The organism is Neobacillus sp. NPDC058068, from assembly GCF_042885335.1.
Lineage (GTDB): Bacteria > Bacillota > Bacilli > Bacillales > Cytobacillaceae > Neobacillus.
The window spans coordinates 39,062-63,921 of the sequence record NZ_JBHVSI010000008.1 but is presented as its reverse complement, the minus strand read 5'-3'; the positions used below and the strand labels follow the sequence as shown (position 1 = coordinate 63,921).

The window sequence follows — 24,860 nt, the reverse complement described above, 5'->3', positions numbered from 1 at the left end:
GCTGTGAGTGAACAACTAGATATTTGCATGGGCTGCGGTGTAAAAGTCCAAACTGAAAACCCGGAAATGATTGGCTATGCACCTGCTTCTGCATTAGCAAAGGAAATGATTATTTGCCAACGGTGTTTTCGTTTAAAGCACTACAACGAGGTTCAAGATGTTAATTTAACAGATGATGATTTTTTGAAAATATTAAATGAGATCGGCAGGACAGACGCCCTTGTCGTGATGATTGTTGACATTTTTGATTTTAATGGAAGCTGGCTTCCGGGCTTGCACCGCTTCGTCGGTCAAAACAAAGTCCTGCTGGTTGGCAATAAGGTTGATTTATTGCCGAAGTCCATTAAACATAACAAGTTAATAAACTGGATGAAGTATGAAGCAAAGCAACTGGGGTTAAAGCCGGAAGAGGTGTTTCTCGTCAGTGCGGCTAAAGGGCTGAATGTGAAAGAAACAGCGGCAGCCATTGACGAATTGCGTAATGGCAAAGACGTTTATGTTGTCGGCTGTACAAATGTCGGGAAGTCAACGTTTATTAATAGAATCATTAAGGAAGTAACAGGGGAAGCGGATGTAATTACGACCTCCCATTTTCCGGGGACGACGCTGGATATCATTAAAATTCCGCTCGATGATGAGAAATCATTGATTGATTCTCCAGGGATCATCAACCATCATCAAATGGCGCATTTTGTTGATAAACGGGACTTGAAAATTATTACACCTAAAAAAGAAATTAAGCCAAAGGTGTTTCAATTAAATGAGGGACAAACCTTATTCTTTGGCGGTTTGGCCCGGTTCGATTATATCAGCGGGGGCAGACGATCGTTTGTTTGCTATGTTTCCAATGAAATCAATATTCACCGGACAAAAACCGAAAATGCGGCAGAGCTTTATGATAAGCATGTTGGGGAAATGCTGACACCGCCGCGGCCGGAACAATTGGACTCATTTCCGGAGCTGGTGAAACAAGAATTTTTCGTGAAGGAAGCGAAAACGGATATTGTTTTCTCAGGTCTTGGCTGGATCACTGTAAATGAACCTGGGGCAAAAGTGGCTGCTTACGTGCCAAAAGGTGTGCAAACGTTAATTCGAAAGTCATTAATATAATGGTGGGGAGAACCAAGTGAAGAAGCTATTCGCGGTCTTAGGAGATCCAATCGGGCATTCGATGTCTCCAATCATGCACAATGATTTATTTTCTTATTATCAGATAGATGCCCACTATCTTCCCTTTCAAGTAAAAGGCGAGAATTTACGCGATGCCGTCAAAGGCTTGAAAGCTATTGGTGTTGCGGGATTTAATGTCACCGTACCGCATAAGAGTGAAATTATTCCCTTGCTGGATGAGGTGGATGAACTAGCCGCCAGTATCGGCGCGGTCAATACGGTGGTCAATGAAGGTGGCAAATTGATTGGCTATAATACGGATGGTCCTGGCTTCTTAAAAGGGTTACACGAACACGTACCCAGTGCAGCGGGTCAAAAGATATTAGTGATAGGCGCTGGAGGTGCCGCGCGGGCGATTTATTTCACTCTAGCCAGGGAGAACCCGCTAGCAATTGACATCGCGAATCGTACGCTGGAAACCGCTTTGAAACTTATTGGGGATTGCCCGTATACAAATTTCTCAAGGGCATTGTCTTTGGCTGAGGCAAATCAAAAATTAGCGGAATATGATTTAATTATTCAAACGACGACGATTGGAATGTCGCCAAAAATCGCTGATCAGCCGCTGGATTTGGGCAATTTAAGTCACGAGTCCATGGTTTGTGATATAATTTATAATCCGTTGGAAACGCAGTTCTTACGTGAGGCAAGTATAAAAGGAGCAAAAATCCAAAACGGAATCGACATGTTCGTTTATCAGGGGGCGCTCGCCTTTGAGAGATGGACTGGAATTTTTCCTGATGTGGAAAGAATGAGAGAAAATGTTTTGCAACAACTAGGAGGAAAAATATGTTAACAGGTAAACAAAAAGGATTTTTACGCTCAAAGGCGCATCACTTGGATCCGATTTTTCAAGTAGGCAAAGGCGGCGTAAACGAGAATATGATTAAACAAATAGCAGATGCGCTAGAAGCAAGAGAACTTTTTAAAGTAAGCATTTTGCAAAACTGTGAAGAAGATAAGACCGTAGTTGCCGAGCAGTTAGCAGAAGGTACTGGCGCGGATATAGTGCAAATCATTGGAAATACCATTGTTCTCTACAAAGAGTCTGTGGAAAAGAAAACAATCAAACTTCCATAAGAGCAAAGGATGGCGAACGCATGAAGAAAGTTGGGATATTGGGGGGAACGTTCGATCCCCCGCATTACGGACATCTTTTGATTGCTAATGAAGTTCTTGCTGCACTGAAGCTTGATGAAATTTGGTTCATGCCAAATGGGGAGCCGCCGCATAAGCAGAAAACAGGGTCGGTTACTAATGAGCAGCGTGTTCAAATGCTGAAGCTGGCGATTCAAGGGAATTCAGCTTTTAAAATTGAAACAATCGAGGTGCAGCGTGAGGGTCTATCTTTCACCGTTGATACGATGAAAATGATGAATGCCGAATATACAGACCATCAATTTTTCTTTATCATTGGGGCGGATATGATTGAGTATTTGCCTAAATGGCACAAAATCGATGAGCTAGTAAAACTTGTCCAATTTGTTGGTGTGGAAAGACCTGCCTACAGCCATCAAACCGACTATCCGATCCTTTATGTGGACGTACCGGCAATGGATGTGTCATCCAGTATGATTAGAGAGCGGTTGACAAGCGGTAATACGGTCCGTTATTTACTGCCAGATTCGGTTATCCACTATATCGAGGAGAATCAATTATATGGAACGTGAAGAGGCGTTAAAGGTAGTCAAGGAACAATTAACAGAGCATCGCTATCAGCATACGTTAGGGGTAATGGAAACAGCGGTTCTCTTGGCTAGACAGTACGGTGCAGACGAGCAGAAAGCGGAACTGGCGGCGATTTTTCACGACTATGCGAAATTTCGTCCGAAAGATGAAATGAGAGCAATTATTGCTGACCAAGGGTTTCCACAGGATTTGCTCGAGTTTAATGCTGAATTATGGCATGCGCCAGTTGGAGCTTACCTAGTGGAAAAGGAAGCAGGCATCACAGACGGAGAGATTTTAGCTGCTATCCGTTATCATACATCGGGAAGAATTGGAATGACTTTGCTTGAGAAAATCATCTATCTAGCTGATTATATTGAACCAGGCAGGCATTTTCCCGGCGTTGATGAAGTCAGAGCGATCGCGAAGGAAAATTTAGATCAAGCATTAATAAAAGCAGTGCAAAATACGATTCTTTTTTTATTAAAGAAGAATCAAACGGTATACCCAGATACGTTTTACACCTACAATGACCTTATCAAAAAAATGGAGGCTTGATGAATGAATAATCAAGAATTATTAAAAATTGCCGTTAAAGCGGCGGACGATAAACGAGCGGAAGACATTCTTGCTCTTAACATGCAGGGGATTTCTTTAATTGCCGATTACTTTATTATTTGTCATGGGAATTCCGATAAACAAGTACAGGCAATTGCACGGGAAATGAAGGAGAAGGCGCAAGAAAAGGGCTATGATGTTAAAAGAATGGAAGGCTTTGATGAAGCAAGATGGATCTTAATTGATATGGGGGATGTTGTTGCTCATGTTTTCCATCGTGAGGAAAGAAGCTATTACAATTTAGAACGGCTTTGGGGCGATGCACCGCTGGAAGATATTTTTAGTGAGTTAAATTCATGAGTTACCAGCAATTCGCTTATCTTTATGATGAGCTGATGAAAGATGCTCCGTATGATGAGTGGGTGCGGTTTGTTAAAGATATCCTCCAAAAATATCAGGTAGAAGGCGGGCCTCGGCCTCGGTTGCTTGATGTAGCATGCGGGACCGGGGAGCTCTCCGTCCGCTTTGCTGCTGACGGTTTCCAAGTGACCGGTGTCGACCTGTCTGAAGATATGCTGGCAGTGGCACAAGCGAAGGCAGAGGATGCAGGTGTTCGGATTCCTTTTTTTCAGCAAAATATGGCTGAAATGGAAGGTCAGGGGAATTTTGATGTGATTGGTATCTTTTGTGATTCATTAAATTATCTTGAAACCGAAGAAGAGGTTATCGTTACTTTTTCGAATGTTTTGGGGCAATTAAATGATGATGGAATTTTCATAGTGGATGTCCATTCTCCTTATAAAATCAATGACGGTTTCATTAATCAAACCTTTGCCTTAAATGAAGAAAAGGTTTCTTATATCTGGAATAGTTTCCCTGGCGAAGCACCGAATAGTGTTGAGCATGAGCTAAGCTTTTTTGTTTTGGATGAACGGCTGGGAAAATATGACCGCTTCGATGAACTGCATTTTCAACGTACATACCCTGTTCAGCAATATGAAGCTTGGTTACTTGAGGCTGGTTTTGAAGTACTTGAGGTTTGTGCTGATTTTGAACAAGCACCACCAAAGCCTAATTCAGAACGAATCTTTTTTGTTGCCAGAAAAAATAAATGAGCCATCTTTTAAAAAAAGATGGCTTTTTTTAAAAATAATGAAGGAGTTTGTCAAATAAACGCGAATTATTGATTAGAGAACTGTAACTCTACTTTATCCAGATCTTCTTTAAATTTTGCGTGTGTCGCCTGAAACAGGTGTTCAAATACGTCTCCAAGTTCGTTCTCCAGTACTTTAATACCCTCACCGGTTATTCCGCCCTTTACACACACTTTTTCTTGTAGTGACGGTAACGTATAATGCCCTTGCTTTAATAATTCACCTAGTCCGACAATCATTTCACTGGCAAATATGGTGGCTGTTTTTTCATCAATTTCTGTCTCCTTTACGGCTGCTTGGATGAAACGCTGAAGGAGATAGCTGAAAAAAGCCGGTCCGCAGCTAACGATATCTGAGGCAACCCTCGTTACTTTTTCATCAATATAAACCGGCACGGAAATCTTCGTAATTAATTGCTCTATTTTCGCTTTCCACAGGTCGCTGCAATTTTCTCCATAAGTAATTAATGACACCCCGGATAACGCACGATTGGTGATGCTTGGGATTACCCGGGCGGTTGAACATGATACCTTTTGTTCAATCTGGCTTGTACTGATAGGACTCGTTATCGAAATCAGACATTTTTCTGGACCTAAATGGGGATTGATTTCATCGAGGATTTTAAATACATCTAATGGTTTTACACATAAAAATAACAAATCGGATTGAGCCGCTACTTCTTCTGCATTTGCCCCAACCCTAATTTCTTTATATTTATTTTTAAGCTGCATGGCTTTTGAAATTGTTCTATTCGTAATCAACATTGAAGAAGGGGAAATGGCTTTTCCGTCAATTAAAGCCTCCACCACAATACTCCCCATATTACCGGTACCGATGATACCTATATTCATTTTCCGACCCTCCTTCACAAGCAATATTCATTAATAACCATATGAAAACGAGTAATAAAATATACCTTTAGAAAGGATGGATTCATATGAAAGACTGGTTGAATGAACACAAGTTTTATCTAATCGCCGCTGTTTTACTTGTTTTTGGATGCTTTTATTATTTTTATCTTTATGATAATGAAGAACTACCGCTTAATTCCTCGATTAGTCAAGTCGACAATAAACAGCAGTCAGCTGCAAAGGATGCTGAAAAGAAAGAGCTTCCGGAAAAGATTATGGTTGATGTAAAGGGGCAGATCAAACTTCCAGGGGTTTATCTATCCAATTCTGGTGAACGGGTCATCGATGTGATTAACCGTGCAGGGGGATTAACAGACAAAGCAGACCAAAGTAAGGTGAATTTTGCCGAGCATGTACACGATGAAATGTTGATTTATATACCAGCCATCGGCGAGGAGGGGGTTCCAGCCCCTGGCACATCAGGAGGAGCCGCTATGACAACATCAGGCGGTGCTGGTCAAACCCAGGGGAAAATTAATATCAATAAAGCAAATGATACTGAATTGCAAACCCTCCCCGGAATCGGTCCGGCAAAAGCGGCGGCCATTGTTGAGTATCGAAATTCCAACGGTCCATTTAAGGCAGTGGAAGATATTAAGAATATAAGCGGCATTGGTGATAAAACGTTTGAAAAATTAAAGGATTCGATTGCGGTCCATTGATTCTTGATTGTCTAGCTCCAGGGCGCTTGCGCTTTTCTTATTAAATCCGATGCGCTAATAAATTGAAATATTCGCTAATAAGTGGTTCAGATACGCTAATAAACCATCTAGATTCGCTAATAAACTCCCGAGATTCGCTAATAAAGAAATCAGACATAAATTCTTAACAATTTTCGCTAGAATTCGGCAGGATTTTCTACCTCTTTTTAGAATTTTATCATCAAAATGTAAGGGAGTGATTTGTTTGGTCATAAAAGCAAGGACTATTCCATTAAAACTTCTCATTTTGGCGGCGATATTAAGGCGGCTCCCATTAAGTCACCAAAAATATCAAGCCATTTTTGAGGAATTCAAAAGACGGGAAGCCGGATATCAAGGTGAGGTATCACTAGATTACTATCTCCGTTCTCTTCCGCAGGAAAAATATCTGATTCATCACGATTTAAACCTTCCGGATGGAGGTTACAACTGCCAAATAGACACCTTTCTTTTAACACCCGAATTTGGGCTCATTATTGATGTCAAAAATATGGCTGGAAAACTAATTTTTGATACTGAAAATGAGCAATTTATTCAAATAAATAATGATAAGGAAAAAGGGTATCCAGACCCCATTGCCCAGGCTGAAAGGCATAAAGCTTTTATTAAAAAATGGCTCGCTGCGAATGGTTTTCCCCCGATCCCCATTGATTACATGGTTGTCATCAGGAACCCATAGGCTACATATGTGGTTTCTGGTCCCAACGCCAGCAAAGTAAAGCCACGTGTTTGTAAGGCAGACGCTTTTCTAAATAAGATTCATTTTTTTGAAAAACTGTATTCTACTTCACTTCTCAATCCGAAAGAGCTTCGGAAAGTTTGTCGCCTTCTTGTGAAAATGAATACTCCGCCGACAAAATTCCTACTTGAAAAGTTTGGAATTAAACAGTCAGATCTAGTAACAGGTGTTCTTGGACCATGCTGCAATTATCTGCCCCTTATCCGTAAAAAACAAAAATGGTATTGTCCCCGTTGTGACAAATATTTTGTTGATGCCCATATAGCTGCGTTGATGGATTACTTTCTATTGTTCGATATGCAAATTACTAATCGGCAGTTTCGGGAGTTTTGTCATTTGGATTCGATTCATACAGCTAAAAGATTGCTAATGCTTTCTAGAAAAGTAAATTACACGGGTATAAAAAAGGGAAGGGTTTATTATCCGAAGGTTCCATGGTGAATTTCAATTCGCTATTAAATCCCTAAATTCGCTAATAAAGATGGCGAAATCGCTAATAAACTTGTAAGATTCGCTAATAAACTCTCAAGATTCGCTAATAAAAAATTGTGCGAGTATAATTGACTGCTTTTCCGCCAGAAAAACATGTCTTTCAAACGGGCAAGTATCATCTAATTACATTTTACTGCCAATTCGATGTTCAAAATGGATAATCTAGCCCTTAACAGGCTGTTTTTTCCTAAAGTAATTGTATTTAAAGAAATTTGCGATATTTTTAAAAGATAAGAAATTTCGACTTGAGAAATGTCCAGCTCGCTAGCGGCGAGATGCCTTCGCGCTCCGCCCTACGATAAGTCAACATCTGAACGCTTGCGCTTTTCTGATTGACCAAATCGTCCAGACAAGCTTACACTTAAATCAGAAAATGTTTTAAGGAGTGGGAGCATGTGAATCGGATTTCATGGAATCAATATTTTATGGCACAAAGTCATTTACTCGCATTAAGAAGCACATGTACAAGACTGACGGTTGGGGCGACGATTGTCAGGGATAAACGAATCATTGCCGGCGGCTACAATGGATCGATAGCTGGCGGCGACCATTGCATTGATAAAGGCTGCTACGTCATCGACAATCACTGTGTACGGACAATTCATGCGGAAATAAATGCACTCTTACAATGTGCAAAATTTGGTGTGCCTACATCCGAGGCGGAAATTTATGTTACTCATTTTCCCTGCCTGCAATGCTGTAAGGCACTTATCCAAGCAGGGATTAAAACAGTTTATTATGCGATGGATTATAAAAATCACCCGTTTGCCATCGAACTATTTGAACAAGCAAATGTGAAAACAGAAAAGGTTGAACTGACAGAACCGGTCATCGATTTTCGAAAGATAAATCAGTAATTCCTCTAGAACGACGCCGGATATTCCGGCGTTTCACCCTCGTTTAAAAACTACAAATGGAGAAGAATCATGAATGGAAAATACTTTTATTTCGCACTTGCGGCCCTTTTGGGTGTCCTCTGTTCTCTAGTTACGTCTCTTCCGTTTTTTCTGCTGACATTCTTTTATCTTTATCTGCTTAACAAATACAAACGGTTTAAAAATAAACAACTATTCGTGGTAATGTTTATCTTTGTAACATTTTTGTTTTTGGCGGGACGGACACAATTAGAAAATAAATCTGTAATCCCCGAAACCATCACTGATTTCTATATCGAATATAGCCAGAATCCAAAAATTGATGGCGACCTCCTGCAGATTCAAGCAACCGAAAAACAATTCAAGGAAAAACTCCTAATCCGTTACAAAATTAAATCGGAAGCAGAACAAGTGTCGTTAAAAAGTAAAAGCTTTTACAATTGTTTGTGCCAGGTGTCAGGCACCATGAAAAAACCAGCCATCGCAAAAAATCCAAATAGCTTTAACTACCGTCAATATTTAGCTTCGAAGGATATTTATTGGATCGTTGAAAGCCAGGAAAATCCGCTTCAAAATTGTTCCCCGATGAGACCCTCGCCAATGACCATTGTGAAACAACTTCGCTTTTTAGGAATTCGTTATCTTGAAGCACATTTTCCAATTGAAATTGCCTCACTTTCAGCCGCCTTAATTTTTGGCGATCGCAGTATGCTAGACCCTGTTTTATTGGGAGATTTTCAAAAAACGGGCATCATCCATTTGTTGGCCATTTCAGGTCTTCATGTCTCGCTGTTAGTGGGGATGGTTTTTTATTTGGGTATTCGAATCGGGCTGACAAGACAGTTAATGATGAATTTCCTGCTGCTGATTTTACCTGTCTATGTCATTCTTACTGGTGCCTCTCCGTCGGTGATCAGGGCGGTCCTAATGATTTATCTTGTCTTATTGACTGTTAAGTGGAAAAGCAAGCTAAAGCTCTTACCGATTGATGCAATAAGTTTGGCGTTCCTGATTTTTTTGTTTTTTTCGCCAAAGGTAATATTTGATATTGGCTTTCAACTTTCCTTTTCGGTAAGTCTGGTGATTATTTTCTCTGCGCCGATTATTTTGCGCCGTTATCAAAACAATGGCGCCCGAATTCTGGCTACTTCAGTAACGGCTCAATTAGCAGCCCTTCCATTATTGTTCTATCATTTCTTTGAAATGTCGCTAATGGGAATTGCAGCTAATATGTTATACATTCCGCTTTTTTCGTTTGTTTATCTCCCAGGCCTATACATTTTGTTTATCATCCAAATTCTTTTTGGAAACACACCACTATTTCTTATCAACATCTTCGAAAAAATAATAAACCTGTCCAATCATCTTATTAATTATTTTGCTCATTTTTCTTTCGCTGCTTTTGTTCCTGGTAGGCCGAACATCATTCAGCTAATCATCTACATCGTTATCATCATTGCTATTTTTTACATCTGGGAAGCTAAAGCGTATCCAAAAAAGAAAACTCATCTGATTTATTTAGTCGTTTTCCTCCTTTCCTTTCAACCTGTCTGGAAATGGCTAGACCCGTATGGTGAAGTGACGATGATTGATGTCGGGCAAGGTGATAGCATCTTGATTCACCTTCCCCATGGAAAGGGTACCTATCTCATCGATACGGGGGGAACGATGACGTTTGGCGAGGAAGAAGAATGGAAGCACCGTTTAAAACCGTATGAAGTCGGCAGGGATGTTGTTGTTCCTTTTTTGAAGGGAAAGGGAATCACGAAAATCGACAAACTCATTCTTACCCATGGGGATATGGACCACATTGGCGGGACATTTTCGATTTTAAAAGAGCTTCGGGTCAAACAAATCCTGTTGCCTTCTGTCGTTGCACCATCTGAAACGGAATTAAGAATTATTCAGGAGGCAGAAAGGAGAAAAATCCCAGTCGTAAAAGTATCGGCAGGGGATCAATGGAAAAGTGCGGGAAATAATTTCAATATCGTATCACCTGAAAAGAATTTTAGCGGTGAACGAAACAGCGGTTCAATCGCTCTAGTTTCGCAAGTAGGGGGAGTTACCTGGTTCTTTGGCGGGGACCTTGACCAAGAAGGGGAAACGAAAATCAGCAAACAATATCCTAATTTAACGATTGATGTGCTAAAAGCTGGTCATCATGGAAGTAAAACCTCAAGTGCCGAAGCGTTCATCAAACAAATCAAACCGAGTACAGCGTTAATTTCAGCAGGTGAAACCAATCGTTATGGCCATCCACATCAAGAGGTTCTGGAGCGTTTGAGAGAAACGAACACGACCATTTACCGGACGGACCTGCAGGGTGCCATTACCTTCCGTTTTTATCGAAATAATGGCACCTTTTCAACCTATCTGCCATAGGATGTATTATTCAAAGCAAAAAGGCTGCAAATTGCAGCCTCTTAAATGACACATATGTAGCCAAATATTTATGAACCGATTAGCTTAATGACTGTTGCAATAATAAACATTAAAGCAAAAAAACCAAAGGAAACCCCAAATCCTACTCCAGAATCAATTGCATCGTTTCGTTTACTTACCGGATTTTTTTCGAATTCGTTCACAGTCTACCCCTCCTATTTCATCATATAGTATAAGCCATTCGACTGAAAAAATCCAGCCTGCCTGTGGAAAACGGCAGAGAGCGCAAACCGTCTTATTAGTTGCTTTCCTATACTGACAAGAGTTGTCAAAATAGTTTGACTCGAGGTAGGCAACACTATGATTACAAAGGAATTCCGCCGGGCAGCTTAGAACCTAGGTCTAAAAATTGCCGGGCGTTCATTATAAATTGGGAATTGGCACTTTATTGAAAAGTTGCTAATTCCCTTTAAGTACTTGTCAAATTGTCCAAGCTTCTTTACGATAGATGTGAGTGAAATGAAGGGGAGCGCGGACAATGGTATTAGATATTTGGCGGAAAATTAAACAAAGGGATTTTGCTCCCATTTATTTATTATATGGAACAGAGGCATATTTAATCAATGAAACGAAACAATTACTGCTGAACGAGGCATTAAACGAAGAAGAGAAGGACTTTAATTTTTCGGTCTATGATTTAGAAGATACACCTATCGATGTGGCGTTAGAGGATGCTGAAACCTTTCCATTTTTCGGAGAAAGAAAAGTGATCTTTTTACATAATCCTGCGTTTTTAACGGCAGAAAAATCAAAAGAGAAGATTGAACATAATTTAGTGAAATTTGAGGCCTATTTGAAAGAACCAGCGCCCTATACGGTAATGGTTATTTCTGCTCCATACGAAAAATTAGATGAACGAAAAAAAATAACCAAAGAATTGAAACGAAAAGCAGAATTAGTTGAAGCGAAAAAATTAAAAGAACATGAATTAATCAATTGGGTGAAGAACCGAGCGAAGAGCAGCGGGATTGAATTTGAACCAAATGCGATTGAGCAATTATTGGCGCTTGTCGGAACAAACATGTTTATGATTACAAGCGAAGTCGATAAATTAGCTTTGTATGCCGCAGACCAAAAGAAAATTGATGTCAATTTAGTTGAAAAGTTAGTTTCCCGCTCACTTGAGCAAAATATTTTTACCTTAATTGAAAAAGTGGTCCAGCGTAAACTGGATGAGGCCTTACGAATTTATTATGATTTATTAAAACAAAATGAAGAACCAATCAAAATTTTGGCGCTGCTTGCAGGGCAGTTCCGGTTAATTTATCAAGTGAAGGAGCTTTCAAGACGAGGGTACGGGCAGCAGCAAATTGCCGGTTTCCTGAAAACACACCCGTTCCGCGTCAAGCTTGCGCTCGGCCAGGCCAATAAATTTAGCGATGAAGAATTAACTAGCCTAATGGAGATGCTTGCTGAGGCGGATTATCAAATGAAAACAGGCGGTATGAATAAATCATTACTGATTGAGATGTTATTGTTTCGGTTAAAGAAGTAAAAAAAACGATTCCTGTAAAAGGAATCGTTTTTTTTCGCTTATTAAAGCGCGTTTGCTTTTTTCATTAGACGTGATTTTTTACGAGCAGCAGCATTTTTGTGGATTAGACCTTTTCCAGCAGCCTTGTCCAATTTACTAGCAGCAGTTACTAATGCTTCCTTTGCAGCAGCAGCGTCGTTAGTAGTAACAGCAGCTTCTACTTTCTTAACAGCCGTACGCATTGCGGATTTAGCAGTTGTATTTTGAGCATTTTTCGCTTCATTTGTTTTAACACGCTTAATAGCAGATTTAATGTTAGGCATTCCATTCACCTCCTACAAAGAATCGAGACTATATGAACTCGACTATACATTCATCAATAATAATTCAGAACAAGAAGTATTTTATCAAACGAGAGCCTATATTGCAATACACAATTATCAGGAAAGAATTTTACTCTGCATGTTTTGGAATGAGAAGGGTAAAAATAGGAAATAGTTTCTATTTATAGGAGATTTCATAATGGGAGTGAATGGTAATGGGTGAAGCAATTGATTTAAGTCAGTATTCGGTTCGAACTGATTTGGCGATTGAAGCAAGGGAGATGGTCCTTGCCGGCAAAGGCGGAACAGTTGGACAGGAGGAAAACCTTTCGCAAATTGAAGGTGTCATCATAAAGGAAAAAGATGTTGATGATATAAAAATTTCTTTAGTTGAAGTTACCAAACAGGGCGAGCAGCAGCTTGGTAAAAAGGCAGGCAGATATTTAACCGTTGAAGTCCAAGGGATTCGCCAGCAAAATACGGAGGTTCAGCAGAAGGTTGGCGAAGTTTTTGCAAGGGAATTTTCTCATTTTTTAGAAGGGACCGGGATTAAAAAAACAGATTCCTGTCTGGTTGTCGGTCTTGGGAATTGGAATGTAACCCCAGATGCACTTGGACCGTTAGTTTGTGAAAACTTGCTTGTCACTCGTCATTTATTCCAGCTTCAGCCGGAGAATGTCGAGGAAGGATATCGCTCCGTTAGTGCCCTTTCACCTGGTGTTATGGGACTGACCGGGATTGAGACTAGCGATATTATTTTTGGCGTGGTTGAAAAAACAAAACCGGATTTCGTGATTGCGATTGATGCGCTCGCGTCAAGATCGATTGAAAGAGTAAATTCGACCATCCAAATATCCGATACAGGTATTCACCCTGGTTCTGGTGTCGGCAATAAAAGGAAAGAATTAAGTAAAGAAACATTAGGTATTCCCGTCATCGCCATTGGTGTTCCCACAGTGGTCGACGCTGTTTCGATTACGAGTGATACGATAGATTTCATTTTAAAGCATTTCGGAAAAGAGCTCAGGGAAGGAAATCGTCCTTCAAGGGCACTTGCCCCAGCGGGAATGAGCTTTGGCGAAAAGCGAAAGTTAACGGAAGAGGATTTACCTGAAGAAAAGCACCGGAAAACGTTTCTTGGCATGATTGGCACATTATCTGAGGATGAAAAAAGGAAGTTAATTTATGAGGTCTTGTCGCCAATTGGCCATAATTTAATGGTTACGCCAAAGGAAGTCGACGTCTTCATCGAGGATATGGCCAACCTGATTGCCAACGGTTTGAACGCCTCCCTCCACAGCGCAGTTGACCAAGAAAACGCAGGGTATTATACAAGATAGTCCAATTTAATAAGGGGCCAGTTTCCTTCAGGTCCCTTTTATCTCGTAAATTTATGGTTCTATCAATTCTAGTAATGTCATAAGATTTACTAGAATTCTAAGTGGGGTGGAACCATGAAAAATACTAGAACATCAGGCACGTTTATGATTGTCGAAGGGACAAGCATCCTGAAAATTTTCGCCGCTCTTTCATTATTTTTGATATTGGTCTTTTCGATAAGCGGGCTGTTAACCTCGTTAAAGCCGCAATTTCGACCTATGTCTTCTTCAGTCAATCAGGCTGCTACAAATGTGAACGGTGAACTGCTTTATCAATTAATGGGTTGGGAAAATCATCATTTTTTGAAGGCAGAAAATAAATGGACCCCGACGCCTAAGCTCGGCAGTTTGGTATTTAAGCTAGCAAGCAATATTAATCTGAATGACCCGCGAAGCCTTCTTGGCAGGGAGCTTCCCGGATTCTTTCAATTCGATGGAAAAATTGTTGTTGCCGGCGAAGGGACGAATTATACGAATATGCCGATTGAATCGGCGCCTCCGATCGAAATTATGAAAGCCGAACAAGAAGCTTCTTTACAGAATTTAGAGGGGTTAGATAAGCCGGGAGAAGAAAAACCGCCAATCGCATCTGGACAAACAACAGGAGAGCACAAGGTTGTCTATCTTTACTTTACACATAATCGCGAGTCCTATATCCCATATCTAAAAGACGTTAACGATCCTGATAAGGCATATCATTCACAAATTAACGTAACAAAAGTTGGCGACCAATTAAAAACAAGCTTAGAAGACAGAGGAATCGGTACTTTTGTTGATAAAACGGATGTCCAGGCGAATTTAAATAAAAAGGGCTTAGGTTATGGGAAATCCTATCAGGAATCTCGCTCAGTTGTTCAAACGGCAATGGCTTCCAACCGTGATTTACGTTATCTCATTGATATTCACCGGGATTCTAAGCGGAAAGAGGATACAACTGTTGATATTAACGGAAAATCCTATGCGAAATTAGTATTTGTAATCGGTGGTAAAAACCCCAATTATGAAAAGAATGAAAAACTAGCAAGGGAACTCCATAACCTTTTAGAAAAGAAATATAAAGGGTTAAGCAGGGGAATTATGTTAAAAAAAGATCCCGGATCGAATGGTGTTTACAATCAAAATCTATCCGATAGTGCAATCCTAATTGAATTCGGCGGTGTCGATAATACGTTTGAAGAGTTAAACCGTTCGGCTGAAGCACTCGCTGATGTGTTCAGTGAATATTACTGGCAGGCAGAAAAAGTGAATCAGAATGTTGACCAATCGACTGATAAACAATAGTAAGGGAGCATTCATATGAGGATGTTTATGTTAAAAAGCCTATGCATTGCCGCGCTCATGTTAATCTCAGTTTTAACAGGAATGCAATTAGCCAATAATGGGATTCATAAAATGAAGGGCTATGACGATGCTAACTTTCAAAATGCGGTTTCTATCGAAGAATCAGGAAACAATATAAGTGCCTCCATTCTTGGAAATGATATTTCTAGTCATGATATTGCGGCGAAAAAGAAAAGATTAGAGGAAATCAGTGCGTTTAACTTCTTCTCATCGATGGGGAAGAAACTGTCAGACGGGATTTCCGGCGCCTCGGAAAAACTGATTCAGATGATTACAGACTAAAATGGTTAGCGGTACCTTAATGGTGCCGCTAATTTTATCTTGTAATTAAAGTCCATACACCGTTGACCAGGGCGCTTGCGCTTTTCTGATAAGATAAGAAGTATAAATTTCGACTTTGAGAATTGTCTAGCTCCAGCGCCCTAGCGGCTAATGTCCTTCGCCCTCCGCCCTACGATAAGTCAACATCGAATCGCCTCCGGCTCTTCGTGTTTCCTTTATCTCAGTTGGAGTGCTCCAGGCCATACGCCGCTGACCAGGGCGCTTCCGCTTTTCTTATAAAAACATTGATTTCCACTTTTCTTTGCTGATATAATCAAAAATAGTGTAAATGTGCGAGTATAGTAGGAGTGAACTACCATGAACAGAGAAGATAGACTCAAACGACAAGCAAAAATAAGAAATTTCTCGATTATTGCCCATATCGATCACGGGAAATCAACACTGGCTGACCGAATTTTGGAAAAAACGAATGCCTTAACATCCCGTGAAATGAAGGCCCAGCTTTTAGATTCAATGGATCTTGAGAGAGAACGCGGGATTACAATCAAGTTAAATGCCGTCCAGTTAAAATATAAAGCAAATGATGGAGAAGACTATATTTTCCATTTAATTGATACACCAGGACATGTCGATTTTACGTACGAGGTATCAAGGAGCCTTGCTGCATGCGAAGGGGCGATTTTAGTCGTTGACGCTGCACAGGGAATTGAAGCACAGACACTAGCGAACGTATACCTTGCCCTTGATAACGACCTTGAAATCCTACCGGTTATCAATAAAATCGACTTACCAAGTGCGGACCCGGAAAGGGTGCGTAATGAAATCGAGGATGTCATTGGTTTAGACGCCTCCGAAGCGGTTTTAGCTTCTGCTAAAGCAGGAATCGGTATCGAAGACATCCTTGAACAAGTCGTAAAATCAGTCCCAGCACCAACTGGCGACCCTGATGCTCCATTAAAAGCATTGATTTTCGATTCCTTATATGACGCTTATCGCGGCGTTGTCGCTTATATTCGTGTTGTCGATGGAACCGTTAAAGTCGGTGACAAAATAAAAATGGTAGCGACTGGAAAAGAGTTTGAAGTAAATGAAGTAGGTGTTTTTTCACCGAAAGCAACAATGCTTGATGAATTAACCGTCGGTGACGTTGGCTTTTTAACAGCTTCGATTAAAAATGTCGGTGACACACGTGTCGGTGATACGATTACAAATGCCAAAAATGGAACAACTGAACCGCTTCCAGGCTATCGAAAGCTCAATCCAATGGTCTATTGTGGTCTTTATCCAATTGATACAGCAAGATTTAATGACCTTCGTGAAGCACTAGAAAAGCTACAATTGAATGATTCGGCGCTTCAATTCGAACCAGAAACATCCCAGGCACTTGGATTTGGCTTCCGCTGTGGCTTCTTAGGACTCCTTCATATGGAAATTATCCAGGAACGGATTGAGCGGGAATTCAAAATTGATTTAATTACCACCGCGCCAAGCGTTATCTATCATGTCCACATGACAGATGGTTCAGAAATCAAGGTGGATAACCCATCTAACCTGCCGGACCCGCAGAAAATTGACCGTGTGGAAGAGCCATACGTAAAAGCAACGATGATGGCACCTAATGATTATGTCGGGGCTATTATGGAGCTTTGTCAGTTAAAACGTGGAATTTTTATAGATATGCAATACCAAGGGGAAAACCGGGTAAGTATTATCTATGAAATCCCATTAGCAGAAATCGTGTATGATTTCTTTGATCAATTGAAATCAAGTACAAGAGGTTATGCGTCTTTTGATTACGAATTGATTGGTTATAAACCGTCCAAGCTGGTAAAGATGGATATATTGCTTAACTCTGAAAAGGTTGATGCTTTAAGCTTTATCGTTCATAATGATTTTGCTTATGAACGCGGGAAAATAATCGTCGAAAAGCTGAAGGACTTAATTCCGAGGCAGCAATTTGAGGTTCCGATTCAAGCAGCGATTGGACAAAAAATCGTTGCGCGTTCAACGATTAAAGCGATGCGGAAAAACGTATTAGCGAAATGTTATGGCGGGGATATCTCCCGTAAGCGTAAATTGCTTGAAAAACAAAAAGAAGGTAAGAAGCGGATGAAACAAGTTGGTTCCGTTGAAGTACCGCAAGAGGCATTTATGGCTGTCTTAAAAATGGACGATAACAATACCAAGAAATAAAAAGCGGGAGGTTGGGACAAGTCTTTTGACAGACAAAATCCAGCCTCTTTTAATTATCAAAAAAGAGGTGAGAAAATGATTAAAGCGGCCTATCTCCACATCCCATTTTGTGAACATATTTGCCATTATTGTGATTTTAATAAAGTATTTCTAAAGGGCCAGCCTGTAAATGACTATTTACAAGCGCTTGACCAGGAAATGAAGATGACCCTCAGCGAATATCAAACAGATCAGCTTGAAACCATCTTTGTCGGCGGCGGTACGCCGACTTCTTTAAATGAGCAGCAGCTTGAACAGTTTTGTGAAAGCATTAACCGAAATTTACCTAAATCTGCGAACCTGGAATTCACTTTTGAAGCAAATCCCGGTGATTTATCAACGGATAAATTGCAAATATTAAAAGATGCAGGTGTAAACCGAATCAGCCTTGGGGTCCAAACCTTTAACGACGACTTATTGAAAAAAATCGGCCGGGTCCATCGGGCGAAGGATGTCTATCAAACAATTGAACGTGCAAAAGCGATTGGCTTTGAAAATATTAGTATTGACCTCATTTTTAGTTTGCCGACGCAAACGGTAACCGACTTCCAAGAATCATTAGCTGAGGCGTTTACATTAGATATTACCCATTATTCTGCCTATTCGTTAATCATCGAACCAAAGACAGTTTTTTATAACTTACTAAAAAAAGGCAAACTGCCGACACCTGGTGAGGATATCGAAGCGCAAATGTATGATATGTTAATGGAAGAAATGGAAAAACACGGCTTCGGGCAGTATGAAATAAGCAATTTTTCAAAGCCGGGCTTTGAGAGCAGGCACAACTTAACTTACTGGAATAACGAATCCTATTATGGTTTCGGAGCAGGTGCCCACAGCTATGTTAACGGAAGTAGACGCTCAAACTCTGGACCAGTGAAAAAATATATCGATCAAATAAATAGCGGGGCACTCCCGGTTTTTGAAACTCATATAACAACCAAAGCGGAACAAATGGAAGAGGAAATGTTCCTTGGTTTACGCAAAACTGAGGGGGTATCGATTTCTCATTTCATCAAGAAATTTGCCCAGGATCCACAAGAGTTATTTAAGAACGAGATTACTGATTTAGTATCTAAACAATGGATAGAAGTGAAGAAGGATAATATATATTTAACTAAACAGGGTCGTTTTTTAGGCAATGAAGTTTTTCAATCCTTTTTGGGTATTGTCTAGCTTCTACTTTTCTTTTTGATTGACACCATCCCCCTTTTTTTGATAATTTATTAGTATAATTAGCACTCGGCAATCAGGAGTGCTAACAGAGGTGATAAATGTTGTTAACAGATCGTCAATTGTTAATTCTTCAGGTAATTGTTGATGACTTTATTCGATCTGCCCAACCAGTCGGCTCAAGAAGCTTGTCGAAAAAGGAGGAAATCTCCTTCAGTTCAGCAACAATTCGCAATGAAATGTCCGACCTTGAAGATTTGGGGTTTATTGAAAAGACGCATACCTCTTCAGGGCGTGTTCCATCTGAAAAAGGGTATCGGTATTATGTTGATCATTTATTGTCGCCTCAGGTGTTAAATCAGCAGGATGTATCCATTATTCAATCCATTTTTGCTGAGAAAATTTTTGAATTCGAGAAAATTATTCAAAGATCGGCGAAAATTTTATCCGAATTAACCAATTATACTTCGATCGTCCTTGGACCGGCCGTAAGTATTAATAAGTTAAAAAGAATCCAAATTATTCCGTTAAACAAAGAAACCGCAGTAGCCATTTTTGTTACGGATACAGGTCATGTCGAAAACCGAACGTTTTCCATACCTGCTTCGGTGGATGCTGGAGATTTGGAAAAAACGGTCAATATTTTAAATGATCGTTTAGCGGGAGTGCCTCTTGATGATTTAAACGATAAGATTTACAAGGAAGTCGCAATGCTCCTTAGGCAGCATATCCATAATTACGATTTAATGCTCCATACGATTGCCGATTCCTTGAAAATGCCAATCCATGAAAAGCTTTTTTTTGGCGGAAAAACAAATATGTTAAGTCAGCCGGAATTTCATGACATTTCAAAAATCCGCAGTTTATTAATGATGATTGATCAGGAAGAGTGGATTTATAATTTAATTAGAAAAAATTCAGCAGGGATTCATGTGAAAATTGGCAGGGAAAATAATAATAGCGCAATGGAAAATTGCAGCCTAATTACCGCTACGTATTCGGCTGGTCAAGAAAAATTGGGTACGATAGCCATCCTTGGGCCAACTAGAATGGAATATTCACGTGTAATCAGCTTGCTGCAATTCTTAAGCAAGGATTTATCAGAAGTGTTAACCAAGCTGTATCAAAATAATTAACACAGGTAATATTGAGTAAGGGTGAAATACTTGCTTATTTTACCCCCTTTTCTATGGAAATCTTAATATTATACCTAACGCTTTTAAGGGAGGTGAGTAAGTTGACAATTGAGAAAAACAATACCATTAATGAAGAAGTAGAATCTGAAAATACTGATAATGTTGAACTTACTGAAGAAAAAACAGTTGAGCCTGTTTTTGATGAGAATGGAACAACCGCACAAACTATTGTTGATCCCGTCGAAGAACAGCTCGAAGAAATTCAACAACTACAGGGGAAGTTAGCGGAAGCGGAAAATCGTTACCTAAGACTTCAAGCAGATTTTGATAATTTCCGTCGCCGAACTAGATTGGATCAAGAGGCTGGCGAAAAATATAGAGCTCAAAACCTAATAACAGATTTACTGCCTGCATTAGACAACTTTGAAAGAGCAATGAATTTAGAAGCAGACAATGAACAAACAAAGTCTGTGCTGCAAGGCATGGACATGGTTTACCGCAATTTATTAGATGCCCTAATAAAAGAAGGCGTTGAGCAGATTGAAGCGGTTGGGAAAGAGTTTGATCCCCATCAGCACCAAGCGGTGATGCAGGGAGAAGATGAGAATTTCGGCTCCAACATTGTCACTGATGAATTTCAAAAAGGGTATATATTAAAGGATCGGGTCATTCGCCCATCAATGGTTAAAGTAAATCAATAATTCTACATATTTTTTAGGAGGTAAAGGCTATGAGTAAAATAATTGGTATTGACTTAGGTACAACAAACTCATGTGTGTCAGTGCTTGAGGGCGGAGAACCAAAAGTAATTCCTAATCCAGAAGGAAATCGTACAACTCCGTCCGTTATTGCGTTTAAAAATGGCGAGCGTCAAGTTGGGGAAGTGGCAAAGCGCCAAGCAATTACGAACCCAAATACAATTATGTCTATCAAACGTCACATGGGCACAAGTTTTAAACAAGAGATTGAAGGTAAGAACTTTACACCACAGGAATTATCTGCCATTATTCTTCAATATTTAAAATCTTATGCTGAAGATTATCTTGGCGAGCCAGTAACAAAGGCTGTTATTACAGTACCGGCTTATTTTAATGACGCAGAACGTCAAGCTACAAAGGATGCCGGAAAAATTGCTGGTCTTGAAGTAGAGCGGATTATCAATGAACCAACTGCTGCAGCACTTGCATATGGTTTAGATAAAACCGATCAAGACCACACTATCCTTGTTTATGACCTTGGCGGCGGTACATTTGACGTATCTATCCTTGAACTAGGGGACGGCGTTTTCCAAGTAAAATCAACTGCCGGAGATAATCGTCTTGGCGGTGACGATTTTGACCAAGTCATCATTGATTACTTAGTGGAACAATTTAAAAAAGAAAATGGAATTGACCTTTCTAAAGATAAAATGGCGTTACAACGCCTAAAAGATTCCGCTGAAAAAGCGAAAAAAGATTTGTCTGGTGTGACTTCAACTCAGATTTCACTTCCATTTATTACTGCGGGAGCTGCTGGACCGCTTCATCTTGAAGTTTCCTTGTCTAGAGCAAAATTTGATGAAATTTCCGCTAATTTAGTTGAACGGACTATGGGTCCAACTCGTCAAGCTCTTAGCGATGCCGGCATGTCACCATCAGAAATTGATAAGGTTATCCTTGTCGGTGGTTCAACGCGAATCCCTGCTGTCCAAGAAGCAATCAAAAAAGCAACTGGACAAGAGCCTCACCGCGGAGTAAACCCGGATGAAGTAGTGGCGATGGGTGCTGCGATTCAAGGCGGCGTTATCACAGGTGATGTTAAGGATGTTGTCTTACTTGACGTTACACCGCTATCCCTTGGAATTGAAACAATGGGCGGCGTATTTACGAAATTAATTGACCGTAATACAACCATCCCAACATCTAAATCACAAGTTTTCTCAACGGCTGCAGATAGCCAAACTGCTGTTGACATCCATGTGCTTCAAGGGGAACGTCCAATGGCGGCCAACAATAAAACATTAGGCCGTTTCCAATTATCTGATATTCCACCAGCACCACGGGGAATTCCGCAAATCGAAGTTAACTTTGATATTGATAAAAACGGTATTGTAAACGTTCGGGCCAAAGATTTAGGTACGAATAAAGAGCAGCAAATTACAATTAAGTCTTCTACTGGTCTTTCTGATGATGAAATTCAAAAAATGGTCAGAGAAGCAGAAGAAAATGCAGAAGCTGACAAGCAGCGTAAAGAAGAAGTAGAACTGCGTAATGAAGCAGATCAGCTTGTGTTTACAACTGAAAAAACCTTAAAGGATCTTGAAGGTAAAGTTGATGCTGGTGAAGTCGAAAAAGCTAATGAAGCAAAAGAAGCATTAAAACAAGCAATAGAGAAAAATGATCTTGATGAAATCCGCACTAAAAAGGATGCATTGCAAGAAATCGTTCAAGCTTTGACTGTTAAGCTATATGAGCAAGCAGCACAGCAGGCGCAAGCACAGCAAGGCGGCCAAGAAGGCGGCGCTCATGCTGGTGCCCAAGACGACAACGTCGTTGATGCAGAATTCGAAGAAGTAAAAGATGATAAGTAATCGGCTGTGAAAAAAGAAAAAGCCAAAGTCAGTTTAACTGCTTTGGCTTTTTTATTGCAATAGCATCATTATCGGTGTTAGAATAATCTTTATGTGACAGATTCGGGAGTGGTAATCATGAGTAAACGGGATTACTATGAAGTGCTTGGAATTACTAAGAGCGCTTCAAAGGATGAAATAAAAAAAGCCTATCGTAAACTATCTAAACAATATCATCCAGATATTAATAAAGAGCCAGATGCGGCAGATAAATTCAAGGAAATTACAGAAGCATATGAAGTATTAAGCGATGATCAAAAGAAGGCCCATTATGACCAATTTGGCCATACCGATCCAAATCAAGGTTTTGGCGGCGGGGGAGATTTTGGCGGCGGCTTTGGCGGTTTTGAAGATATCTTTAATACCTTTTTTGGCGGCGGCGGCGGCGGTTCGAGACGACGTGATCCAAATGCGCCAAGGCAGGGTGCAGACCTTCAATACACGATGACCGTTTCTTTTGAAGAAGCAGCGTTTGGCAAAGAAACAGACATTGAAATTCCACGTGAAGAAACATGCGGAACATGCAGCGGGTCTGGAGCTAAGCCAGGAACAAAGCCTGAGACTTGTCAGCACTGCCAAGGAACCGGACAGTTGAACGTAGAACAAAATACACCGTTTGGCAGAATTGTTAATCGTCGCACTTGTCATCACTGTAATGGAACAGGGAAAGAAATAAAACATAAATGTTCCACTTGCGGCGGCGCAGGAAAAGTGAAAAAGCGCAAGAAAATACACGTCAAAATTCCTGCCGGGATTGATGATGGACAGCAGCTTCGCATGGCGGGGCAAGGGGAAGCGGGAACAAACGGCGGGCCAGCTGGTGACCTTTACGTTGTTTTCCAAGTACGCGCGCATGAGTTTTTTGAAAGAGATGGCGATGATATTTATTGTGAAATGCCTATCACATTTGCTCAGGCATCCTTGGGTGATGAAATCGAAGTTCCGACTCTCCATGGAAAAGTAAAGCTAAAAATCCCTGCCGGTACACAAACGGGCAAAAAGTTCCGTTTGAAAGGGAAAGGTGTTCCTAATGTCCGCGGATATGGTGTGGGGGATCAGTATATTCTCGTTCGCATTATTACCCCAACAAAGCTTTCAGACAAACAAAAGCAGCTTCTAAGAGAATTTGCAGAGCTAAGCGGCTCTTCGCCAATTGGTGAGCATGAAGAAAGTTTTTTCTCAAAAGTAAAACGTGCCTTTAAAAGCGAGTAAGGATTGGAGTTGGTAAGATGAAATGGTCCGAGATCAGTATTCACACAACAAATGAGGCAATTGAACCTATTTCTCATATCTTGCATGAAGCTGGAGCGAGCGGTGTAGTTATTGAAGATCCTTTTGAACTGACAAAGGAAAGGGAAGATCAATTCGGAGAAATTTACCAACTTAATCCAGACGATTACCCACAAGAAGGGGTTATTGTGAAAGCCTACCTGCCAGTTACCAGCTTCCTAGGTGAAACAGTAGATGCCATTAAGGAATCCATCAATAATTTAATTATTTATGATATTGATATTGGCAAAAACCAAGTAACCATCAGTGAAGTGAACGAAGAAGAATGGGCAACAGCTTGGAAGAAATACTATAACCCAGTGAAAATTTCTGAAAAATTCACGATTGTACCGACTTGGGAGATTTATGAGCCTGTCAGCAGCGATGAATTAATTATCGAATTAGACCCTGGTATGGCGTTTGGAACGGGAACACATCCAACAACAGTGATGTGTATTCAAGCGCTTGAAAGAACTGTCCGTCCGGGCGACAGAGTAATTGATGTCGGGACTGGTTCTGGCGTATTGAGCATTGCCGCCGCACAGCTTGGTGCGGAAGATGTTAGGGCCTATGACCTGGATGAAGTTGCGGTAACGACTGCCAGGTTAAATATTAAGTTAAATAAAGTAAATGATTCCGTGACTATTTCGCAAAACAACCTGCTTGATGGTGTCGAGGAAAATTCTGCGGATGTCGTAGTGGCTAATATTCTAGCCGAAGTTATTTTACGGTTTACGGACGATGTTGCCCATGTTGTGAAGCCTGGTGGTACTTTCATTGCATCAGGCATTATCCAGCAGAAGAAAGATCAGGTTAAAGAAGTTCTACTGAGAGCGGGCTTTGAAATTTCCGAAACCATTTTGATGGAAGACTGGGTTGCAATTATTGCCAAACGGAAATAATGCTGGAATAAAGGGGGAGAATCCCCTTTTT

The 24,860-nt window shown here is 40.5% G+C and carries 24 protein-coding genes and 1 pseudogene; 22 read left to right on the top strand and 3 right to left on the bottom strand.

Translation table 11 applies throughout. The features are described 5' to 3' along the window. Positions 1-3: 3 nt before the first annotated feature. The 7 genes from yqeH to ACFVSW_RS11015 are packed head-to-tail and all read left to right on the top strand — an operon-like array spanning position 4 to position 4,511. The gene (gene yqeH / locus ACFVSW_RS11045; protein WP_387315722.1) at positions 4-1,110 is read left to right on the top strand and encodes a ribosome biogenesis GTPase YqeH; all 1,107 of its coding nucleotides are present in this window, start codon (positions 4-6) and stop codon (positions 1,108-1,110) included. A gap of 16 nt (positions 1,111-1,126) precedes the next feature. After that, positions 1,127-1,966, top strand: coding sequence for a shikimate dehydrogenase (gene aroE / locus ACFVSW_RS11040; RefSeq protein WP_387315720.1), 840 nt, complete (start codon positions 1,127-1,129; stop codon positions 1,964-1,966). After that, positions 1,960-2,250, top strand: coding sequence for a ribosome assembly RNA-binding protein YhbY (yhbY, locus tag ACFVSW_RS11035; RefSeq protein WP_387315718.1), 291 nt, complete (start codon positions 1,960-1,962; stop codon positions 2,248-2,250). The genes aroE and yhbY overlap by 7 nt, the downstream gene beginning before the upstream one ends. A gap of 20 nt (positions 2,251-2,270) precedes the next feature. Beyond that, the gene (locus ACFVSW_RS11030; protein WP_387315715.1) at positions 2,271-2,840 is read left to right on the top strand and encodes a nicotinate-nucleotide adenylyltransferase; all 570 of its coding nucleotides are present in this window, start codon (positions 2,271-2,273) and stop codon (positions 2,838-2,840) included. Continuing rightward, positions 2,830-3,396 (top strand): bis(5'-nucleosyl)-tetraphosphatase (symmetrical) YqeK, encoded by a 567-nt coding sequence (gene yqeK / locus ACFVSW_RS11025; protein WP_387315712.1) that lies wholly within the window; start codon positions 2,830-2,832, stop codon positions 3,394-3,396. Before ACFVSW_RS11030 ends, yqeK begins: the two co-directional genes overlap by 11 nt. Before the next feature lie 3 nt (positions 3,397-3,399). Beyond that, positions 3,400-3,756: a ribosome silencing factor gene (rsfS, locus tag ACFVSW_RS11020; RefSeq protein WP_066090286.1), complete on the top strand. Its 357-nt coding sequence runs from the start codon at positions 3,400-3,402 to the stop codon at positions 3,754-3,756. Next, the gene (locus ACFVSW_RS11015) at positions 3,753-4,511 is read left to right on the top strand and encodes a class I SAM-dependent DNA methyltransferase (protein WP_387315709.1); all 759 of its coding nucleotides are present in this window, start codon (positions 3,753-3,755) and stop codon (positions 4,509-4,511) included. Before rsfS ends, ACFVSW_RS11015 begins: the two co-directional genes overlap by 4 nt. A gap of 65 nt (positions 4,512-4,576) precedes the next feature. Here ACFVSW_RS11015 and comER read toward each other — a convergent pair whose 3' ends face one another. Continuing rightward, positions 4,577-5,401 carry a late competence protein ComER gene (gene comER, locus ACFVSW_RS11010; protein ID WP_387315707.1) on the bottom strand — a complete coding sequence of 275 codons (825 nt, stop codon included), beginning with the start codon at positions 5,399-5,401 and terminating at the stop codon, positions 4,577-4,579. A gap of 86 nt (positions 5,402-5,487) precedes the next feature. On the opposite strand from comER, the gene ACFVSW_RS11005 reads away from it, so the two are divergent. The 4 genes and pseudogenes from ACFVSW_RS11005 (at position 5,488) to ACFVSW_RS10990 (ending at position 10,650) form a co-directional block, all read left to right on the top strand. Next, positions 5,488-6,123 carry a helix-hairpin-helix domain-containing protein gene (locus tag ACFVSW_RS11005; protein ID WP_387315704.1) on the top strand — a complete coding sequence of 212 codons (636 nt, stop codon included), beginning with the start codon at positions 5,488-5,490 and terminating at the stop codon, positions 6,121-6,123. A 244-nt stretch (positions 6,124-6,367) separates the two neighbouring features. Next, positions 6,368-6,841: a nuclease-related domain-containing protein gene (locus ACFVSW_RS11000; RefSeq protein ID WP_387315702.1), complete on the top strand. Its 474-nt coding sequence runs from the start codon at positions 6,368-6,370 to the stop codon at positions 6,839-6,841. Between the two features lie 947 nt (positions 6,842-7,788). Continuing rightward, a pseudogene (locus ACFVSW_RS10995) lies at positions 7,789-8,235 on the top strand (ComE operon protein 2); the annotation flags it as partial. A gap of 84 nt (positions 8,236-8,319) precedes the next feature. Beyond that, positions 8,320-10,650: a DNA internalization-related competence protein ComEC/Rec2 gene (locus ACFVSW_RS10990; RefSeq protein WP_387315700.1), complete on the top strand. Its 2,331-nt coding sequence runs from the start codon at positions 8,320-8,322 to the stop codon at positions 10,648-10,650. A 68-nt stretch (positions 10,651-10,718) separates the two neighbouring features. On the opposite strand, the gene ACFVSW_RS10985 is transcribed toward ACFVSW_RS10990, so the two are convergent. Next, positions 10,719-10,853 carry a YqzM family protein gene (locus tag ACFVSW_RS10985; protein ID WP_066090270.1) on the bottom strand — a complete coding sequence of 45 codons (135 nt, stop codon included), beginning with the start codon at positions 10,851-10,853 and terminating at the stop codon, positions 10,719-10,721. 335 nt (positions 10,854-11,188) lie between these two features. On the opposite strand from ACFVSW_RS10985, the gene holA reads away from it, so the two are divergent. Beyond that, a complete protein-coding gene (gene holA, locus ACFVSW_RS10980; RefSeq protein WP_387315696.1) occupies positions 11,189-12,205 on the top strand; it encodes a DNA polymerase III subunit delta in 1,017 nt (338 codons plus the stop codon). Positions 12,206-12,246: 41 nt separating this feature from the next. Here holA and rpsT read toward each other — a convergent pair whose 3' ends face one another. Further along, positions 12,247-12,507 (bottom strand): 30S ribosomal protein S20, encoded by a 261-nt coding sequence (gene rpsT, locus ACFVSW_RS10975; RefSeq protein WP_024029926.1) that lies wholly within the window; start codon positions 12,505-12,507, stop codon positions 12,247-12,249. Positions 12,508-12,722: 215 nt separating this feature from the next. On the opposite strand from rpsT, the gene gpr reads away from it, so the two are divergent. From gpr to prmA, 10 genes are all read left to right on the top strand, one after another. Next, positions 12,723-13,847 carry a GPR endopeptidase gene (gene gpr, locus ACFVSW_RS10970; protein WP_387315692.1) on the top strand — a complete coding sequence of 375 codons (1,125 nt, stop codon included), beginning with the start codon at positions 12,723-12,725 and terminating at the stop codon, positions 13,845-13,847. Positions 13,848-13,961: 114 nt separating this feature from the next. Then, a complete protein-coding gene (spoIIP, locus tag ACFVSW_RS10965) occupies positions 13,962-15,167 on the top strand; it encodes a stage II sporulation protein P (RefSeq protein ID WP_387315691.1) in 1,206 nt (401 codons plus the stop codon). A gap of 27 nt (positions 15,168-15,194) precedes the next feature. Next, positions 15,195-15,509: a DUF3679 domain-containing protein gene (locus tag ACFVSW_RS10960; protein ID WP_387315688.1), complete on the top strand. Its 315-nt coding sequence runs from the start codon at positions 15,195-15,197 to the stop codon at positions 15,507-15,509. 357 nt (positions 15,510-15,866) lie between these two features. Continuing rightward, entirely contained in the window at positions 15,867-17,702 is a 1,836-nt protein-coding gene (gene lepA, locus ACFVSW_RS10955) for a translation elongation factor 4 (protein ID WP_387315686.1), read from the top strand. 75 nt (positions 17,703-17,777) lie between these two features. Continuing rightward, on the top strand, positions 17,778-18,917 hold the full coding sequence (gene hemW / locus ACFVSW_RS10950; RefSeq protein ID WP_387315683.1) for a radical SAM family heme chaperone HemW: 1,140 nt from the start codon (positions 17,778-17,780) through the stop codon (positions 18,915-18,917). Positions 18,918-19,018: 101 nt separating this feature from the next. Further along, positions 19,019-20,050 (top strand): heat-inducible transcriptional repressor HrcA, encoded by a 1,032-nt coding sequence (hrcA, locus tag ACFVSW_RS10945; protein ID WP_387315680.1) that lies wholly within the window; start codon positions 19,019-19,021, stop codon positions 20,048-20,050. Between the two features lie 101 nt (positions 20,051-20,151). Beyond that, complete coding sequence (grpE, locus tag ACFVSW_RS10940) at positions 20,152-20,751, top strand: nucleotide exchange factor GrpE (RefSeq protein ID WP_387315677.1); 600 nt, start codon at positions 20,152-20,154, stop codon at positions 20,749-20,751. 29 nt (positions 20,752-20,780) lie between these two features. After that, positions 20,781-22,619 carry a molecular chaperone DnaK gene (gene dnaK / locus ACFVSW_RS10935; RefSeq protein ID WP_387315674.1) on the top strand — a complete coding sequence of 613 codons (1,839 nt, stop codon included), beginning with the start codon at positions 20,781-20,783 and terminating at the stop codon, positions 22,617-22,619. A gap of 117 nt (positions 22,620-22,736) precedes the next feature. After that, positions 22,737-23,870: a molecular chaperone DnaJ gene (dnaJ, locus tag ACFVSW_RS10930; protein WP_387315671.1), complete on the top strand. Its 1,134-nt coding sequence runs from the start codon at positions 22,737-22,739 to the stop codon at positions 23,868-23,870. Positions 23,871-23,887: 17 nt separating this feature from the next. After that, entirely contained in the window at positions 23,888-24,829 is a 942-nt protein-coding gene (gene prmA, locus ACFVSW_RS10925; RefSeq protein ID WP_387315668.1) for a 50S ribosomal protein L11 methyltransferase, read from the top strand. The last annotated feature ends 31 nt before the right edge of the window (positions 24,830-24,860 follow it).